The 16,831-nt window shown below is 41.8% G+C and carries 11 protein-coding genes; 2 read left to right on the plus strand and 9 right to left on the minus strand.

Annotated features, from left to right (window positions below):
• Nucleotides 1-8: 8 nt before the first annotated feature.
• From NXR94_RS04810 to NXR94_RS04830, 5 genes are all read right to left on the minus strand, one after another.
• Nucleotides 9-2,495 carry a glycoside hydrolase family 95 protein gene (locus tag NXR94_RS04810; protein WP_258103449.1) on the minus strand — a complete coding sequence of 829 codons (2,487 nt, stop codon included), beginning with the start codon at nucleotides 2,493-2,495 and terminating at the stop codon, nucleotides 9-11.
• Between the two features lie 110 nt (nucleotides 2,496-2,605).
• On the minus strand, nucleotides 2,606-4,303 hold the full coding sequence (locus NXR94_RS04815; protein WP_258103450.1) for a RagB/SusD family nutrient uptake outer membrane protein: 1,698 nt from the start codon (nucleotides 4,301-4,303) through the stop codon (nucleotides 2,606-2,608).
• A gap of 12 nt (nucleotides 4,304-4,315) precedes the next feature.
• Nucleotides 4,316-7,693 (minus strand): TonB-dependent receptor, encoded by a 3,378-nt coding sequence (locus tag NXR94_RS04820; RefSeq protein WP_258103451.1) that lies wholly within the window; start codon nucleotides 7,691-7,693, stop codon nucleotides 4,316-4,318.
• A gap of 113 nt (nucleotides 7,694-7,806) precedes the next feature.
• Nucleotides 7,807-8,793: a FecR family protein gene (locus NXR94_RS04825; protein WP_258103452.1), complete on the minus strand. Its 987-nt coding sequence runs from the start codon at nucleotides 8,791-8,793 to the stop codon at nucleotides 7,807-7,809.
• A gap of 188 nt (nucleotides 8,794-8,981) precedes the next feature.
• The gene (locus tag NXR94_RS04830) at nucleotides 8,982-9,602 is read right to left on the minus strand and encodes an RNA polymerase sigma factor (RefSeq protein ID WP_258103453.1); all 621 of its coding nucleotides are present in this window, start codon (nucleotides 9,600-9,602) and stop codon (nucleotides 8,982-8,984) included.
• A gap of 283 nt (nucleotides 9,603-9,885) precedes the next feature.
• Between NXR94_RS04830 and NXR94_RS04835 the strand changes: the two genes are divergently transcribed.
• Nucleotides 9,886-10,548: an RNA polymerase sigma factor gene (locus tag NXR94_RS04835; RefSeq protein WP_258103454.1), complete on the plus strand. Its 663-nt coding sequence runs from the start codon at nucleotides 9,886-9,888 to the stop codon at nucleotides 10,546-10,548.
• On the opposite strand, the gene hemN is transcribed toward NXR94_RS04835, so the two are convergent.
• Both hemN and NXR94_RS04845 read right to left on the minus strand, forming a co-directional pair.
• Complete coding sequence (gene hemN / locus NXR94_RS04840) at nucleotides 10,545-11,900, minus strand: oxygen-independent coproporphyrinogen III oxidase (protein ID WP_258103455.1); 1,356 nt, start codon at nucleotides 11,898-11,900, stop codon at nucleotides 10,545-10,547. The genes NXR94_RS04835 and hemN overlap by 4 nt on opposite strands.
• Nucleotides 11,901-11,987: 87 nt before the next feature.
• Complete coding sequence (locus NXR94_RS04845; RefSeq protein ID WP_258103456.1) at nucleotides 11,988-12,503, minus strand: hypothetical protein; 516 nt, start codon at nucleotides 12,501-12,503, stop codon at nucleotides 11,988-11,990.
• 77 nt (nucleotides 12,504-12,580) lie between these two features.
• Here NXR94_RS04845 and NXR94_RS04850 point away from each other — a divergent pair, with 77 nt between their 5' ends.
• The gene (locus tag NXR94_RS04850) at nucleotides 12,581-13,063 is read left to right on the plus strand and encodes a dCMP deaminase family protein (RefSeq protein WP_258103457.1); all 483 of its coding nucleotides are present in this window, start codon (nucleotides 12,581-12,583) and stop codon (nucleotides 13,061-13,063) included.
• On the opposite strand, the gene NXR94_RS04855 is transcribed toward NXR94_RS04850, so the two are convergent.
• On the minus strand, nucleotides 13,060-15,510 hold the full coding sequence (locus NXR94_RS04855) for an outer membrane beta-barrel family protein (protein WP_258103458.1): 2,451 nt from the start codon (nucleotides 15,508-15,510) through the stop codon (nucleotides 13,060-13,062). The two genes, NXR94_RS04850 and NXR94_RS04855, sit on opposite strands and share 4 nt — an antisense overlap.
• A gap of 56 nt (nucleotides 15,511-15,566) precedes the next feature.
• On the minus strand, nucleotides 15,567-16,829 hold the full coding sequence (locus tag NXR94_RS04860) for a HAMP domain-containing sensor histidine kinase (RefSeq protein WP_258103459.1): 1,263 nt from the start codon (nucleotides 16,827-16,829) through the stop codon (nucleotides 15,567-15,569).
• Nucleotides 16,830-16,831: the final 2 nt, after the last annotated feature.

Genomic DNA, 16,831 nt, shown 5'->3' on the forward strand with positions numbered 1-16,831 from the left:
ACATTAAATCAATCCAATTTTTGAAAAGTGTACACCCCTCCTGGTTTTGTATCCAAATCATAGAGGATAGTCTGTCCCATATTTATACCCTCCATATTGGCCTCCTCAGCGATTAAAAATTCCTTGATCGCAGGCTTCTGAAAGAATGGATTCTCATTAGCCAATTCAGCGACTATCAATTTTCCTTCTCCCATCAGGTTAATTTCATTAGCAACCCTCAGCCGCATATTTCCGCCAATACCAGATTTGATCACCAGTTTTTGAAGTTGTCCCTCTTTCCATGTCAATTCCTGAATTTCAAATCCTCCTCGCGCCAGAAGCCCCTTCACACTTCCATTTTTCCAGTTGGAAGGGAGCGCGGGAAGAATATGAATAGCTCCGTCGTGACTCTGCAAAAGCATCTCAGAAATACCCGCGGTGCAACCAAAATTTCCATCAATTTGGAATGGCGGGTGTGCATCAAAAAGGTTTGGATATGTCCCTCCTTTTTCACCTTGCTTTTCAACGGGTGAAGGGGTGAGTTGATCGGCTATTAGCTTATATGCACGATCTCCATCAAGTAATCTGGCCCACAAATTAACTTTCCATCCCATAGACCAGCCAGTGGACTTATCTCCTCTGTATTCCAAAGAATTCTTAGCTGCCTGAAACAACTTAGGATCAGAAAAAGGAGAAATTTGATTTGACGGATAAAGTCCGTATAAATGTGAGACATGCCTATGTTTATCATCCGCCCTGTCCCAGTCTTTTAACCACTCCTGAAGCTGGCTCAATTGACCTATCTGCATTGGGGGCAGTTGCGCTCTTTTAGCGGAAATAATTTCTTTGAACTCCGGCTCGTTTCCAAGCACCTCTACGGCTGACATTACATTGGAGAACACATCAAAGACGAGTTGATTGTCCATAGTTGTACCCGCAGCTATGGAAACTCCGCTATGATGGGAATTCTCCGGTGACATTGACGGGACAACAACCAACCATCCTGACTCAGGGTCTTCCTGAAGTACATCGAGGTAAAATTCAGCCGCTCCTTTCAGGATAGGATAAATCTCAGACAAAAAGGCTTTGTCCCCGGTAAATAAATAGTGCTGCCATAGGTGCTGACTGAGCCATGCTCCACCCATAGGCCACATTCCATAGAATGCGCCATCTACCGGGCCGGTAATTCTCCACAGGTCCGTATTGTGATGTACGCACCACCCTTTTGCTCCATACATTTGGGAAGCACTCTCCTTGCCAGTTTCTGCGAGGTCTCTCAACATATCGAATAAGGGTTCATGCATTTCACTGAGATTGGTCACTTCAGCCGGCCAATAATTCATCTCTGTATTGATATTGATAGTGTATTTACTATCCCATGGAGGAGAGATCATGTGATTCCAGATACCCTGCAGATTTGCAGGCTGGCCGCCAGGTTGAGAACTGGAGATCAGTAGGTATCTGCCAAATTGGAAATACAGGGACACCAGCTGTGGGTCATCCGCCTGGGCAAACTCGACCACGCGTACATCGGTGGTCTTATTGATGGCGTCCGTTTTCCCCAAATCAAGACTGACCCGATCGAAGTACTTATTATAAAAACCGATGTGATCATTTAGTGCCTGACCATAAGGTTTTGACGTAGCTTTATTTAGTCGCTGAAGCGCTAATTCACTTGCATCAGCAGAAAGGTCTTTATAGTTCCTGAAATTGGTTCCCACGGAAACATAGATCAACACTGAATTGGCCGACTCTATGCTAATGCTATTATCATCGAAGGTTAATACGCCGCCATCCGCCACTGGCTTAACCAGTGTTGTAAATTCCACTTTACCTTTCTTATTATCGACACCACCGGAGACACCTTGAAATATCAAATGGCTGTCGTCGGTTTTTACCCTAAATTCTTTTTGAGGACTCTCCATTCCCAGCACCAAATTGATACTATTGGCCTTCGTGGAAGTCAACTTGATGATAAGGACATCATCGGTGAATGAGGAGATAAATTCACGGTTATAGGTAGCTCCGTCTAAGTCATATGACACTTTGGCTACGGCATCAGAGATGTTTAAATCCCGGTAATAATTGTCCACTTTTTCGTGTCCCGGAAACTCAATGAATAAATCTCCCAGGCTTTGATATGGCATACCATAGTTGTTACCCTCGGATGCATGTCTTGGAACAGTTTGCATCGTCAATTCCTGTGCTTCTTTGTATTTACCCGCAAAAATGAGTTCTCGAATTGCCGGCAATTGTTCTTTGAGTTCTGGGATCACGTTATTCCCTGGCTCTCCAGCCCATATAGTTTCTTCATTCAATTGAAGGTGCTCCATTTCTGCACCTCCAAAAATCATGGCTCCTAATCTACCATTCCCAATAGGCAAAGCCTCATTCCAATTATTAGCTGGCTCATCATACCACAATTTCAAAGATTGGTCTTTAGGCTCCTTTTGAAGACTACAAGATAGAATTGTACAGAAAGCGACCGCAAAAAATGAATGTAAAGTTATTCTCATACAGAATTTAAAATTGAATAATCAACAATAAGCTCACAGGTTTAAAAGCCAAGGGGGGAGAAACTCCCCCCTTACTTTTATCAAACCACATCTAACAACTACTTAGATTCTTAGTCCCATCCAGGGCTCTGAGTGACACCTGTGTCTTTGTTGATTTCAGATCTTGGAATAGGTATATAATAGAATTTATCATCCCAAACCGGTCTCTCGATAAGCACCTTATCAACATATAGTAATGAATTGTCCGGCATCTTAAAGATGTCCACTCCTCTCAAATCCTTGCTTTCCACATCAGGAGCAATCTTCCACCTTCTTACATCAAAGAACCTGTGTCCTTCGTAAGCCAATTCAATTCTTCGTTCATGACGAATGCGATCCTCCAACTCTGCGTCTACAACGGCAAGCGGTATATCAGGCATTCCAACTCTGGCTCTCACCATATTCACATATTGTCTGGCGATATCCTGCTCTCCTAACTCAAACTGAGCTTCTGCATAATTCAAGTAGATTTCTGCCAACCTGAAGAATATCCATGGCTGCGGGTAGCCACCATTAGATCTACTGATTGGTAGACTTTGATCGATGAATTTCTTCATGCTGTAGGAGGTTCGTGAGTTATCCCCATTCACCTTGTAACAATCTATACCAACAGTACCAGTTACAATAGGATTTCCATCTCCATCCAGACCACTAGCCTCCTGGCTTACATCGTATGCAGGATCACTCGCTGGTCTCAACTCAGGTCTAAACTCATCTCCCTGATAAATCACTGTTGCGTAGAATCTAGGATCTCTGTCAACATACGGGTTCTGAGGATCATATCCTGATGCCGGATTCACAGATCCATCATCCAGATAAGGCAATTCGCCATTGGTCATTTCATAATCCTCAACAAGATTTTGAGAAGGAGCATTACGGCCTCCCCAGCCTCCCCAACCTCCGTAAGTATGGTTGGTATTAAGAAATGTTACCAGGTGACCTGTAGTGGTATTGAATGTACGAACAAAGATTTGCTCATTATTCTCCTGCAGGAATGTGCTTCCATAATCTGCCTCTAGACTATAGGCATTTAGATCAATCACCGCTTTTGCTGCGTCACGAGCCAGCTCCCACTTTGTTACATCCGCTGTTGTATTGGCCAGATCACTCGCCGCATAAAGGTAAAGTCTGGACTTAAGGGCCATAGCTGCATGCTGTGTAGCTCTACCTAAATTGGCATCGCCAACTGCATACATATCGGGAAGATTTGGCATAGCAGCATCCAGGTCTGCAACAATGTAGTCTACCACCTCATCGTAGGTGCTTCTGCTAAAAGTAGTCTCATCTCCTAATGAAAAAACACCCTCAACAATCGGCACACCACCGTATCTCCAGATTAAATTTGAATAAATAAAAGCTCTGATAAATCGAACCTGGGCAATCAGTTCAGGTTGGCTTGCAGCATCAACTGCAGACCCTTCTATTTCGCTTAGAAAAACATTGGCCTGACGAATGTATTGATATCCCCTTTCGTAATAATCAATCCAATTACTGTTCTGTCCGAATCCTGAAATGTTATCTGGGTTCCATGTTCCGGTTAGCCAGGTGTTATCTCCGTAAGCTTCGTCAGTGTATTTGGCCCACATATGTCGCTCGAATCCGTGTGGAATTCCCTGATAAAGGCCGTTTACATAAAGCTCCACCAGATTTGCATCTGACCAAACTGCATCCGATACAATTCGATCCTTAGGTGTAATGTCCAGGTAATCTTTATCACAACTAACCAGAAATGTACTTAGAACTATGATGTATAATAATTTCGTTTTCATGTTAGTCAAATTTTAAAATGAGAAATTAACTCCAACATTGAACACCCTTAACTGTGGGTAGTAGTTGGCATCTGTACGTGTAGAGTTTGGATCACTTCCATCCGCTCTACCTTCCGGATCCATGAAATCGATTTCACTAATGGTGAAAACATTAAACGCATTCACATAAACACGCAGATCATTAAGGTTCACTCTATCAGCCAGTGACTTTGGCAAAGTGTAACCAATTTCCATGTTTTTCAATCTGACGAAAGAAGCACTGTACATGTTGAATTCACTAAGCTGAGCAAAATTTCCGCCTGAAGCAGGCATTGAACCACTTGTATTTTCCGAGGTCCATCTGTCTTTAGCTCTCATCACTGCACTGTTGCTTGCTCCTCCCAAACTTGTAACTCCCGGGAAATAAATTGCTCTTGCCTGTCCCTGGAAGAACAATGTGAAATCGAAGTTTTTGTACATGAAGTTCATGTCCAGACCAAATACGATTTCAGGTGTGTTTGACAGATCAGTTCTGTATTGATCATCACCATTGATGAATCCATCACCATTCTTATCTACATATTTCACATCACCAGGTTTCGCATTGTCCAGGTGAACAGAAGCATCGATTTCCTCCTGTGTATGATAAATACCATCAGTCGGCCAGATTAGATAAGCCCCGATTGGCTTACCTGTTTGATTCTGATAATCCTCACCAGCAGGTACCTCATCAAAATACACATACTTGTTTCTCGCAAAGGACATATTACCTCTTAGTCGGTAACCAAATTCACTGATGTGATTCTCGTGTGACAATGTCAATTCAAAACCATGGTTCTCAACTTCTCCGATGTTTTCAGGTGGAAGTCCAGGGTAACCATAGGTGCTTGAGATACTTAACTGTCTTTGTGCAAGAATATTGGTTCTGTTTTGCTTGAATAGATCCAGCTCGATTCCCAATAGGTAGTTCCAGAAGGAGGCATCCAAACCAAGGTTAGTTGTTTTCAATACCTCCCAGGTGTAATTAGGGTTAGGCAACACTCCAGGGTATAAGCCCAGTGCATCTACCCCTCCAAAGGTGTAAGCATTTCCAATTGAATAAGAACTTAGGTAAGCATAAGACTCTTCAATATTATCATTACCCAGCTGTCCATATGAACCTCTGATTTTCAATCTGTCGATTGCTGCAATTCCCTTCATGAAATCCTCTTCTGACAATCTCCATCCCAAAGAAAAACCAGGGAAGAAACCGTATCGCTTGTTCTCCGGGAAAACCGGTGATCCATCATATCTGAAAAGGAATTCAGCGAGATACTTCTCTTTGTAGTTATAATTAGCTCTACCGAAGTAATTATCACGTCTTGTTATATAAGAAGACCCTGACGTGCTTTGATCCGCAAGGCTTGAGCTACCAAAGTTGATATCAGGAAGCGCTGTTGTAGGGAAATTTTTTCTGAAAGCAGAAGCGCTATTTCCTTTGTTTTCTGCCCTTTCAGCACCAATCATAAATCCTACCCCATGATCACCAAATTGTCTTTGATAGTTGAATCTCAGATTATAGGTAGTTACAAAAGAACGACTAAAATCGTCAGTTACAGTAGGACTTGAGATTACATTTGACAGCAATCTTTCATACTCACCAGTAGCCTGATCATACTGCCAGTAGTAATAAGGCTTTTCGAATTTTTTATTAAACTGGTTAGTAAAATCGTAGCTATATGAACCAGTAACCGACAGGCCTTCTAAGAATGGCAGCTTATAATCCAATACTAAAGTGCTTTGGATTGGATTACTCTCCTGCTTGATGTAACCAACCTGATCCCTTAACAACGGATTTTCTGTAAACCTACCCGCTGCAATCAATCCATTTGGATATTTGGCATGAAGAGTCGGCTCGGCTGATAGAATATTAACGAAGTTCACCCATGTGCCAGTAGAAGGATAGTTTCTTTTTTCCAATCTTCCGGCAATGTTCAATGACACCTTGAAGTTTTCAGTGATCTGCGCATCGATATTAGACCTTAAGTTGAACTGGTTATAACTCGTAGGGTTGTTCTTGAAGTGGCCTTCCTGGTTTTGCAACCCTAATGCTATGAAGTACTGTACTTCCTGGCTACCACCGGTAACCGAAAGGTTCATTTTATTCTGAAGCGACCATGGTTTAAGCGTCTCCTTCACCCAGTCAGTATTAGGGTGTGTTAATGGGCTTGAACCATCTCTGTACTTCTGGATATCATCGGCGGTATAGATCGGAGTGGTTCCTCCATTTCTCATTTCAGCTTCGTTTCGCACTTCGGCGTAAGTCGCTGCATCAAGCACATCCAGAATTCTTGTCGGCTGACTGAATCCCTGATTAAAGCTGAAACCAAATTCAGGTTTTCCAGTGCTTCCTCTCTTAGTTTTCACCAAAATAACCCCATTAGCAGCTCTGGCTCCATAAATTGCCGCTGATGCATCTTTCAAAACTGTGATGCTTTCTATGTTTTGAGGGTCAATTCTTCCTAAACCTTCTGTTGGCCGAATCACTCCATCTACAACCAATAGTGGTTGCGTGTTACCAAATGTGCTTCGACCACGGATCAGAATTTGAGCATCATCTCGCCCTGGTTCACCTGTTCCATTCGTTGCTATTACTCCAGGAAGTCGTCCCTGAAGTGAATTTGTAATGTTTGGAACAGGACTCTTTGCAATAGTTTTACCTGAGACATTGACAACCGAACCGGTTAACGTCTCTTTTCTTTGCTCCCCATAACCTACCACAACAATTTCATCAAGTTGCTCGGCATCTACTTCCATCGGAACATCAATTGAGGATCGACCATTTACTGCGACCTCAACTGACTTATACCCCACAAATGAAATCAGTAAAGTGGCCCCCTCACTAACATTAATGGAGTAATTTCCATCTACATCAGTAATGGTTCCATTGGTGGTGCCCTTCTCCACGACGGTGGCACCGGGAAGCCCCAAACCATTTTCATCCAATACTTTACCAGTAATTTTAATTGGCTGAACGGCTTCAATTATTTCCTCAAGGCGATCGTTACCCTCATTAGTTTTTCTCACGTGAATAGTTTCATTTACACGTCGAAATGACACTCCCGATTGAGTAGATAGAGATAACAGGATATCTTCCATCGATTTTTTACCTGATTTAATCGTAACCTTGGCGTCAGGAAGATCCTCTTGCAAATAGGCAAATATAAAATCAGTTTCACCCTCAATCTTTTCAAAGGATTCAGATAATGAAACCTCAATCAGATTCAGTTTAAGATCAATCTCACTCAGTTTTTTATTCTGAGCTTCGGAAATATGCGAAAGCGCAAAAGAGTACAGTGAACTCTGTAGAATCATGCAATAAAACGCATACTTGGACATTTTCAGAAATGTTTGTAGTAATTTTGTTTTCATGAATTAATCATTTTTGGTAAGAATTTATCATTGTGATTGGCCCGGGAGCTATTTTGACATTTGGCGATGCAGTAACTTCCGGGCTTTTTTTATGGGGTCTTTTTAAGTGCTGTTCATTTTATTGTGACGGTTTTGTTGTTGATTTCGTAATTCATTTTATAGACATAGGAAAGTCCTTCCAGTACCATTTTCAAACTAGGGTCTTTATACTTTCCTGAAAATATTTTTTCTCGATTTAGTTGATCTGACTCAACCTGAAACTCCACCCCGTACCATCTTTCCAGTATATCAATAATCTGATCGAGGTTCTTTCCATCAAGCATGAGCAGGTTGTCTTTCCATCCAAACTCCTCATCCTTGTCGAAAGCTGTTTTGCTTCCTAATCCATTTTCAACTGAGTAAATCACTTTCTCTCCTGGGATCAGGTATTCAGTGCTTTTACCCTGACTAACAGCTACCTTACCCGTTGCAACAGCCACCGTGGAAGATTCATCACTGGCATAGGATCTCACATTAAAACTTGTCCCTAACACCCTGACACCAACGTCTTTTGTTTCGATAATGAAAGGCTTGCTCTCATCTCTTTTGACATCAAAAAACGCCTCACCATGGAGTACTACTCTTCTTTCGTCCCCTGAGAAGATATCCGGAACAATCAGGCGGCTCCCACTATTGAGCTTCACCATAGTCCCGTCCGGCAGATAGGTAGTTATCTTTTGACCAGGCATCGACATTTTTTCAATGAGCTTGACCTCCACCACCTGAGTTGGTGAGGCCTGATCAATTAATAGACTAAAGCTCAATGCCCCCATTCCCAAAACCAGCAAAATCACCGCTGCTGCTCTCATCCAATAGGAAACCATAGGTCTGGTCGAAGGACTGCTGATGATATGATCTCCATTTATTCTTTCATTCAGCCCGTTCCAAAGCTCTTCTTTAATCGAAGCTCTTTTTTCGGCAGGAGGATTCATTACCGCCAACCTGATCTGATGATAAAGTCTTCGGTTTGCAGTACTACTACTTAACCATCTATCGAGCTGCAAACGCTCAACAGCAGTCAACCCTTCATTCGTACATTCTTTGATAATTATATCTTCCATTCTGCAAACTGTCGTTTCGATATGACGAAACTCGGTAGTAAGAGTCTGAAAGGGACTAAGCGGGTAGGTTGAGGTAAAAGAAATGTACTCTTTTCAATAAAAAGAATTCTTATTTAAAAATCACATCAATAAAATGAGTGTTATTTAAAAATAACATAATGTTTAAGCGATTATTCAGGGAAATATTATCAGGAATTCAAAACACTATCAGAACCAATCATAAGCATCATTAGCCCTGTACTATACCAGTCAATTACCTTCGAGTCATCATACCTGCCCTCCAGCTCACTCTTAATTTTCTTCAATGCGGTCTTGACGTGATACTTTACCGTGTCTACGGATATTCCTAATTCTGTTGCTACTTCCGAATATTTCATCCCTTTTTCACGAACAAGAGAAAATACCAGTGAACAGGTGTCAGGGAGATCAGCTATCACCTGGTGTAAAAACTCATCCAATTCTTTGCCCACCATTAAATCTTCAGGGTTGACTTTATCTATTGAATTAGCAACCTGATCGAAGTTTTCACTTTCGAACTGCAGCGGGTCCTGAGAAAGGCATCGGATTGCCTGATTTTTTGTGCTCGTAAAAAGATAGGATTTCAGCTCTCTGATTGAGCGTAGATTAGTTTGAGCGTTGTAAAGGTTAAAGAATACATCGGATACAACATCCTTTGCCAACGACTCAGATCTGGTAATCACAAGCGCATAGGCAAAGAGTCTATCAAAGTACTCACGATACACCTCCTCGAAGTATTTTTTATCCTCGAGGTTGGGCTTTTTGTATTTAACGGTGAGAACTTTTTTCACGATTTTCGCTCAGTTAGCAACATTCAAATATGACAAAAAAATCGATCCGATTTATCCATATTTTATGATTTCACTTAAATAAATCCTTTTCCAATCAAATATTTTCAAAGAATAAACCCTTGCTTTAAGTGATGTTTTCATGTCGCAAATTCGCAAGCTCCACGAAAATACTACACAGTTTTTATCGAATTTCCGGTGCAGTCTTTTTTACGAAATTCATCTCAATTTGTACCGAATTTTGAAATTCCATCAACGAAAGATGAAGTATTAACATGTAGTCACAATGACTAGCCAATTTAATCGCCAGCCAGGTGAGCCTGTTCAAATCTCACTTCAAAATATATTCGCTACATTCACAGAACAATCGTTTGCAGCATTGACCTTAGAAGAAGCCATAGAGAAACTTAAGAACGATGACCAACGTGGGTTTGACCATGTTTTTCATCTTTACCATAAAAAGATTTTCTACTTCTGTATTCAAAAGGGATTAGATCAGGGGAGCGCCGAAGAAATTGTTCAGGAGGTGTTTACTAAGCTATGGAGAGTTCGTAGTTCTTTGAATGCCCAGGGCAATATCCAATCCTACATTTATTCTATAGCCAAAAACACCATACTTGATGAATTTAGGCGCAGGATAAAGCAAAAAGCCGCAGAGGAACATCAACTTCATTTACTTCAGCCTGTTAATAGTACTCAAAATGATGTAATCTTCAACGAACTTAAGGACCTGATCAGAACTCAACTGGAACAAATGCCTGATAAACGCAGGTTGGTACTGGAAATGTCCAGGTTTGAGGGCCTGACAAACAAACAAATTGCTCATAAGATGGGCATATCCGTAAAAACCGTCGAATCACATCTCACACTTGCCTTACAGACCTTTCGGGAAGTACTCAAAAGATCTGAAATCATCTCTCTGGCTTTTATCTTCAGCTTACTCTTTTAGATTGTTTTACTGAAGGTTGGTAACTTTTTATCTTTTGCTTTCCACATTCTGACATCAAAGGGCATGCATATATTCCGAATAAAAGGCCTTCCCTTATCTGTTACTTCTATACCAAAGTCTTTGAGTTCAATTAATTCATCCTCTTTAAGATTATCCAACATTTCAAAGTTGATGTTGAGCCCAAACCCATGAAGCTCCTCTTCAGTCCAGGAAGCCTGATAACGACAAATTAAGTCCAGGATTTTGCTCCTGACGATCAGGTCCTCCGTGGTCAGGTGATGTCCCTTCAGAATAGGCAATTGCCCCTCTTCTATTTTTTCATAATAGGCTTCCACGTTCTTCACATTCTGAGCAAATGAAGCCCAAGAATCACCAATCGCACTTACTCCAAGCCCAATAACCAGTTCTGTATGCTGGAGGCTATATCCCATAAAATTTCGATGCAAGTTTCCTTGCTCATATGCCTTAAATAACGCATCATCAGACAAGGAAAAATGATCCATTCCTATGTCCTTATAACCTCCTTCAGTCAACATTGCTTTACCCAATTCATAGAAACTGCATTTTTCACTACTATCAGGTAAATGCTCTTCAAATGATTTCTGCGCAGGTTTTAAATGAGGAATATGTGCATAGCTGTAGAAGGCTATTCGATCAGGTCTCAAATTCAAGGTCTGCTCAATAGTCCTCCTAACCGTTTCTAATGTTTGACCCGGCAAACCATAAATCAAGTCATAGTTAACCGAAGTGAAACCAACTTCCCTGGCTGTCTCCGTAACTTCTTTGACTTTATGGTAAGGCTGAACACGATTAATTAGCTTTTGAACATACGGGTCAAAATCCTGTATACCAAAAGAGACTCTACGAAAACCTAACCGGTAAAGCGTTTCCAAGTGCTCTTGTGTAGTGTTATTAGGATGCCCTTCAAAAGCAAACTCATGATCCATCGACACATTACCAAAGCTTAATATCCCCAGAATCAATTGTTCAAGATGTGTAGGAGAGAAAAATGTTGGTGTACCTCCGCCAAGATGAATTTCCTTAATTACCGGTTTGGACGGAAAACTGGCCACGTACATTGCCCATTCCTTCAGAACGGCATTGATATACTTAATTTCTACCTCGTGATTCTTTGTTATTCGTGTGTTGCATCCACAATAGGTGCACAAGCTCTCACAAAAAGGCAAATGGATGTAGATACTCACTTCCTTACCTGAAGTCCAGAATGTATGGTTAATCGCATCCTTCCATCCCTCGATACTAAAAGACTCTGAATCCCAGAAGGGAACCGTTGGATAGCTGGTGTATCGAGGCCCGGGAATATTATACTTTCTAATCAAATTGCTTTCCATCTTTCAAAGATTGGGAAAGCGAGAGCAGAGCCCAATGACTACCGAAAGCCAACTTCCTGACAAAAATCAGTTCTTTAACTATTTGAGCTAATCGTTTCTGGTATAGAATATCCTCCACAGCAATGACCATGTCTTTCCTCCATCTTCGGTCTTTTCCCAATCCCAGGTCATGCTATTTTCTTCGATATCATAGAACACCATTCGTTGTTGTTGTTGTTTTCCGTTCTTCTCAGTCACTGCCGTTGCAAACATCCTCTTGTCCCCATCAACAGCGCCGGTAAAATCAAAATACCCACCCTGATTATCAGACCATACCTGCTTCCAGCGTTTGAATCTTTTCTGATAAACTGACATGCTCATCCCTTTAAATCCGGCACTCTTACCCCGGGTAATTCGAAAATTTTCAATGATTACTTTATCATCCAGGGATTTGGCAATTGTATTAGTTCCTAACACCTCCACACCATTCCCTTCATCCCAGGCGACCTGCCACTCCCCTACCCAGAAATCGAAATATTCCGTGGTATCCAGCTCCATCAGACTTTGACTATGAGTGAAGAAACACATCAGCCCAAAAAGCCAAAACAGTAGTGTAGTTTTCATGATCAGCTTAATTTACCCTGTCTAAAAATACACATATCTGTCTTTTGTTTATCTAAGGCATTACCTTAGCCTTTGAAATGGAGAGACCAGAATTCGACGATATTTTTATGGAGTTGGCCGTAAACCTGGCCAAAAGAAGTCACTGCATCAAACGACATGTTGGAGCGGTACTAACAAAGGATACACGCATCATATCCATCGGCTATAATGGTCCTCCTGCCGGAACACATAACTGCGACACCGAATACCCGGAGGCAGGATGTCCTCGCGACTCGAAAGGCGGCTGTTCTCTGGCTATCCATGCCGAGCAAAATGCAATCCTTTATGCAGTAAAGAACAAAACAGATATTGAGGGAGCAACACTTTACGTAACACTTTCCCCATGTCTGGCCTGCGCCAGAATCATCTACAGTGCAGGCATAGAGAAAGTTATATTCCTAAAATCTTATGCCGAGTATAAGGGCATCTCAAATGATGAGGGTGTCGACTTTCTGCGGAAATTTGGGGTGACTGTTGAAAAATATGAAGGAGAGATTAGCCATGTGACGGCTATGATCTAAAAGCCATCATCGCCTCCAAACCCACCATTATTACCATCTCTCTGAGGTCTTAATTTTTTTTGATTGAGTCTATAAGTGAACGTCAGCTGAAGTGAAGGCCCCCTTCGCCATTGCCAGGTACCACGCTCATAGAAACCCTCGATCTCGGTTTCAAATCGGTACTTTCTGGTATTGAAAAGATCTGTAGCACTGAAAGCTAACGTTCCTTTTTTATTGAACACATCTCTGGATACTCCCATATCCACAGAGGCCATATAGTCCCTTCTCCCCTGTGAGACTTTTTGAGGGGCACGGTAGTTAATATTTAACTGGGCATCAGTTTGAGGTCCAAGTTTGAAATTATTACTTAATCGCGTATTGAAGGTGATGGTTTTGGCAGACAAGTTGATGGAATCTCCTACTGCACCTTTAGTCTGCCCATGATAGAAATTGAAATTGCCCGCCATTCTATACCACGAACTCGCCTCAAAAGAAAGATTGGCTTCCAGCCCTAAATCCGAGCGTTCCCCAATATTATACGGCCTTCGATATCGCTCGCCGTTCTCATTAGGAACAAGCGTAACACGCCTGATCAGGTCATCTGTATAGCGATAATAAACGCCGTAATAAAGGGTGAATTTATTCGAGCTTTTCAGGAGCCCAAACTCGTAAGAGTCTGTAAATTCCGGCTGAAGTTCAGGATTACCCACCCAGAAATTTCTGTTATCCGAAAAGGAACTAAATGGATTTAGTTCTCTGAATCTGGGGCGATTGATTCTTCTGCTATAGCTGAGCTGAAGCTGTAAATCCTTCCCGATTTTATAAGTACCAAATACGCTAGGAAAGAAATTAACATACTTCCAGGAGCGCTCCACTTCACTTTCCTTTTGGATAGTCCCTATATCAGTCATCTCCGACCTTACCCCCACTTGCCATGAGAACTTCTCATACTTATTGCTCACAATTCCATAAGCAGCATGAACACGTTCGTCATAAGCAAAATCGGTACTAAAAGCAGCCAAAGGAGTATAAGCATCCACCTCATTTTCCTTTTGAGCGACATCATAAATATTTTTTACGTTTCGAATGGTGCTTCTGAAGCCTAGCTCAAACTTCCCGTCAGCACCAAATGGATGAATGTAATCGGATTGGATCATGAGTCGATCTTCACCCTCATCATTCTTTACTTTTTGGAACAGTGACGCTGTAGCATCCGCAGAACTCATCCCTACATATTGAATGATATCCGATTTTTCGACCTCATAGTTGTTTTGGTACTGAATATCCGCGGTTAGTTTATGCTCCTTTCTTGCGAAGTTTCTCGTATAATTGATCGAATACTCAAGATTTTCGTCTCCTTCATTCTCTTCATCATTCCTTCTCGTATAACCAATCGAGTTTCCACTCAGGTCATAATCATAGTACTTGAGCACGGTCTCATTTAATTCATCTGAGTAGCGATAAAGAAATGCTGCTGTAATCTGGCTTTGTTCTCCGATAAAGAAATCTGCCCCAAATCGCACATTGTTGCTCAGACCTGCTCTGTCGTGACTTCTTCTCAAATCTGTGGTGTATTGTGACAGGCCAGTTGTAGTCGCCGGTGCATCAAGATCATAGCGTTGTTTCGCACTTCCTCCACCGGGAGCGTTGCGATAATTCACTCCATAATTTATGAAAAAGTTTATCCAGTCTCTTCTGAGGTTCATATTTACAGAAGCCCCATGATTATGAGGGTAACCGGTATTTACCTGAAAACTACCATTCACTCCCTTCTTCGAATCCTTTTTCAGGATAATATTGATTATTCCGGCCATTCCCTCTGCGTCATACCTGGCGGAAGGGTTTGTAATGATTTCTATTCGCTCTATCAGGTTTCCCTGTAACTGACGCAACGCATCGTTTGAACTCAGACCAACAAGTCCTGAGGGCTTACCGTCGATCAGGATTTTCACATTCGAACTACCACGCAGTTCAACATTACCCTCAACATCGGTCGTCACAGACGGCAGGTTGGCTAGTATATCCGTCGCACTTCCTCCCAGGTTACTCAAATCCTGACCTACATTATAAACCTTCTTGTCAAGGGTCAACTCCATTTGTGTCTTTTCACCTCGAACAACCACTTCTTCCAATTCCTCGCTCATTGACTCCAGACCAATCATCCCCAGAGACGATTGATTCCCTTTAGCTACAGTAACCGGGATATCACGAGACCCATAAGTAATGAATTGAATTCTGGCAATGTAGCTTCCCGGCTCAATCGAAATAGAAAACTGTCCATCGGCATCCGTAACTCCACCTGTAACCAAAGACTCGTCCTCCGAAGCCAATAGGCTCACTGTCGCATATTCAAGGACTTCTTTTGTATCACCATCAACGACCTGACCACTTACAAGCGAACCACTCTGCGCTGAAAGTTCCACGGTGAATACAAACAGAAAAAAAGGAAAAAAGAATTTTTTAAGCATCTAATATCTAATTGCAGGCCCAAATTTAGTGACCATACCTGAAGCAATTTTGAAGTCTAAGATTCTTTAAAGGCAACAACCACAAAATGTTTTTGTTCCTGAGTGCTGTAGTTTATCTCAAACCCATGCTGATCTACAATTTTCTTCACTATAGACAATCCGAGCCCCCAGGAATCCGGGTTATCTGATCCCTTTTTAAATCTACCAAAGAGCTCTGACGCAGGTGCATTTAAGGGCTCCCCGGAGTTCTCAATCACTAATTGATGAGAATTTAGCTTGACATAGATAAATCCTTCCTTTGTGTTATGCTTGACCGCATTGGTCAGCAGGTTGGAGATCATGATTTCTAAAAGTGCGACATTGCCTGTAACAGTAATCTGCTCTTCAATTTCAACTTCGAGAGATAGTTCCTTCAACTCAATCAACTCTTTATATTCAGCAAGAATTGATTTGGTAATTTTTGAGAGATCTACTGTCCCCAAATCAGAAAATTCCTGGTTATCAATCTTTGTGAGGAGACCCAGTGACAGGCTTAACTTACTCAGGCGTCTTAAAGAGCTCTGCGCAGATGTGATCAACCCCAACTGTTCTTCGGTCAGATCGGAGGTACTCATCAGCAGCTCCAGTTTACCCTGGGCAATGGCCAGTGGCGTCTGAATTTCGTGTGAAGCGTTTTCGGAAAACTCCTTTAGGGACTGATAATCCTGCTTCACCTTTTGCCCCATATCCTCAATAAACTGATTCAACTTTCTAAACTCCCAGGTAGTAGGTTTATCCAGTTTAAAAGGTCGGTTATCTTTAATCGAAAAGGATCGAATCACCTCCAGGGTTTGATAAAACGGCTTAAAAAAGAAGTAGGAAACGATAAAACCAAGGACTATCACGGCAATCATGAGAATCAGGTAAGTCTTGATCATGGACTCCCTTACGGCATCTTCGATATCATCTGATTCAACGATCAAATCATACAACATGATCTTATAGCTATGGTCATTGATGTTTTTGATGAGTTCCAATTTGATATGTGGCTCTATCCGCTGTAATCCACTGTGCATGACCAGGGTATCCGAGTACTGCGGTTTGCCATCAGGTACCAATTCTGGCAACGGAGTAACTTTTAGTTTATCCCGTACCCATTCAGACGTCGGAGGTCGACGTTCAATGCGCTCGATGACTTTCTCTAGCCGCTCCTCGATATAAAAACGCTGTTCCTTATCAATTTCCCGACTCATCACCCGAAAGTTGATGTAGGCTCCAATCAGAAATACAATCAATGCAATGAGCCCATAAAGCAGTGTGATTTTTAAGATCAGTCGCATGG

The sequence above is a fragment of the Marinoscillum sp. MHG1-6 genome (assembly GCF_024714475.1).
GTDB lineage: Bacteria > Bacteroidota > Bacteroidia > Cytophagales > Cyclobacteriaceae > JAMZMI01.

Coding starts and splice junctions, on each gene's coding strand:
- NXR94_RS04810 (WP_258103449.1), bottom strand. CDS start 2,495: ATGAGAATAACTTTACATTCATTTTTTGCGGTCGCTTTCTGTACAATT.
- NXR94_RS04815 (WP_258103450.1), bottom strand. CDS start 4,303: ATGAAAACGAAATTATTATACATCATAGTTCTAAGTACATTTCTGGTT.
- NXR94_RS04820 (WP_258103451.1), bottom strand. CDS start 7,693: ATGAAAACAAAATTACTACAAACATTTCTGAAAATGTCCAAGTATGCG.
- NXR94_RS04825 (WP_258103452.1), bottom strand. CDS start 8,793: ATGGAAGATATAATTATCAAAGAATGTACGAATGAAGGGTTGACTGCT.
- NXR94_RS04835 (WP_258103454.1), top strand. CDS start 9,886: ATGACTAGCCAATTTAATCGCCAGCCAGGTGAGCCTGTTCAAATCTCA.
- hemN (WP_258103455.1), bottom strand. CDS start 11,900: ATGGAAAGCAATTTGATTAGAAAGTATAATATTCCCGGGCCTCGATAC.
- NXR94_RS04845 (WP_258103456.1), bottom strand. CDS start 12,503: ATGAAAACTACACTACTGTTTTGGCTTTTTGGGCTGATGTGTTTCTTC.
- NXR94_RS04850 (WP_258103457.1), top strand. CDS start 12,581: ATGGAGAGACCAGAATTCGACGATATTTTTATGGAGTTGGCCGTAAAC.
- NXR94_RS04855 (WP_258103458.1), bottom strand. CDS start 15,510: ATGCTTAAAAAATTCTTTTTTCCTTTTTTTCTGTTTGTATTCACCGTG.
- NXR94_RS04860 (WP_258103459.1), bottom strand. CDS start 16,829: ATGCGACTGATCTTAAAAATCACACTGCTTTATGGGCTCATTGCATTG.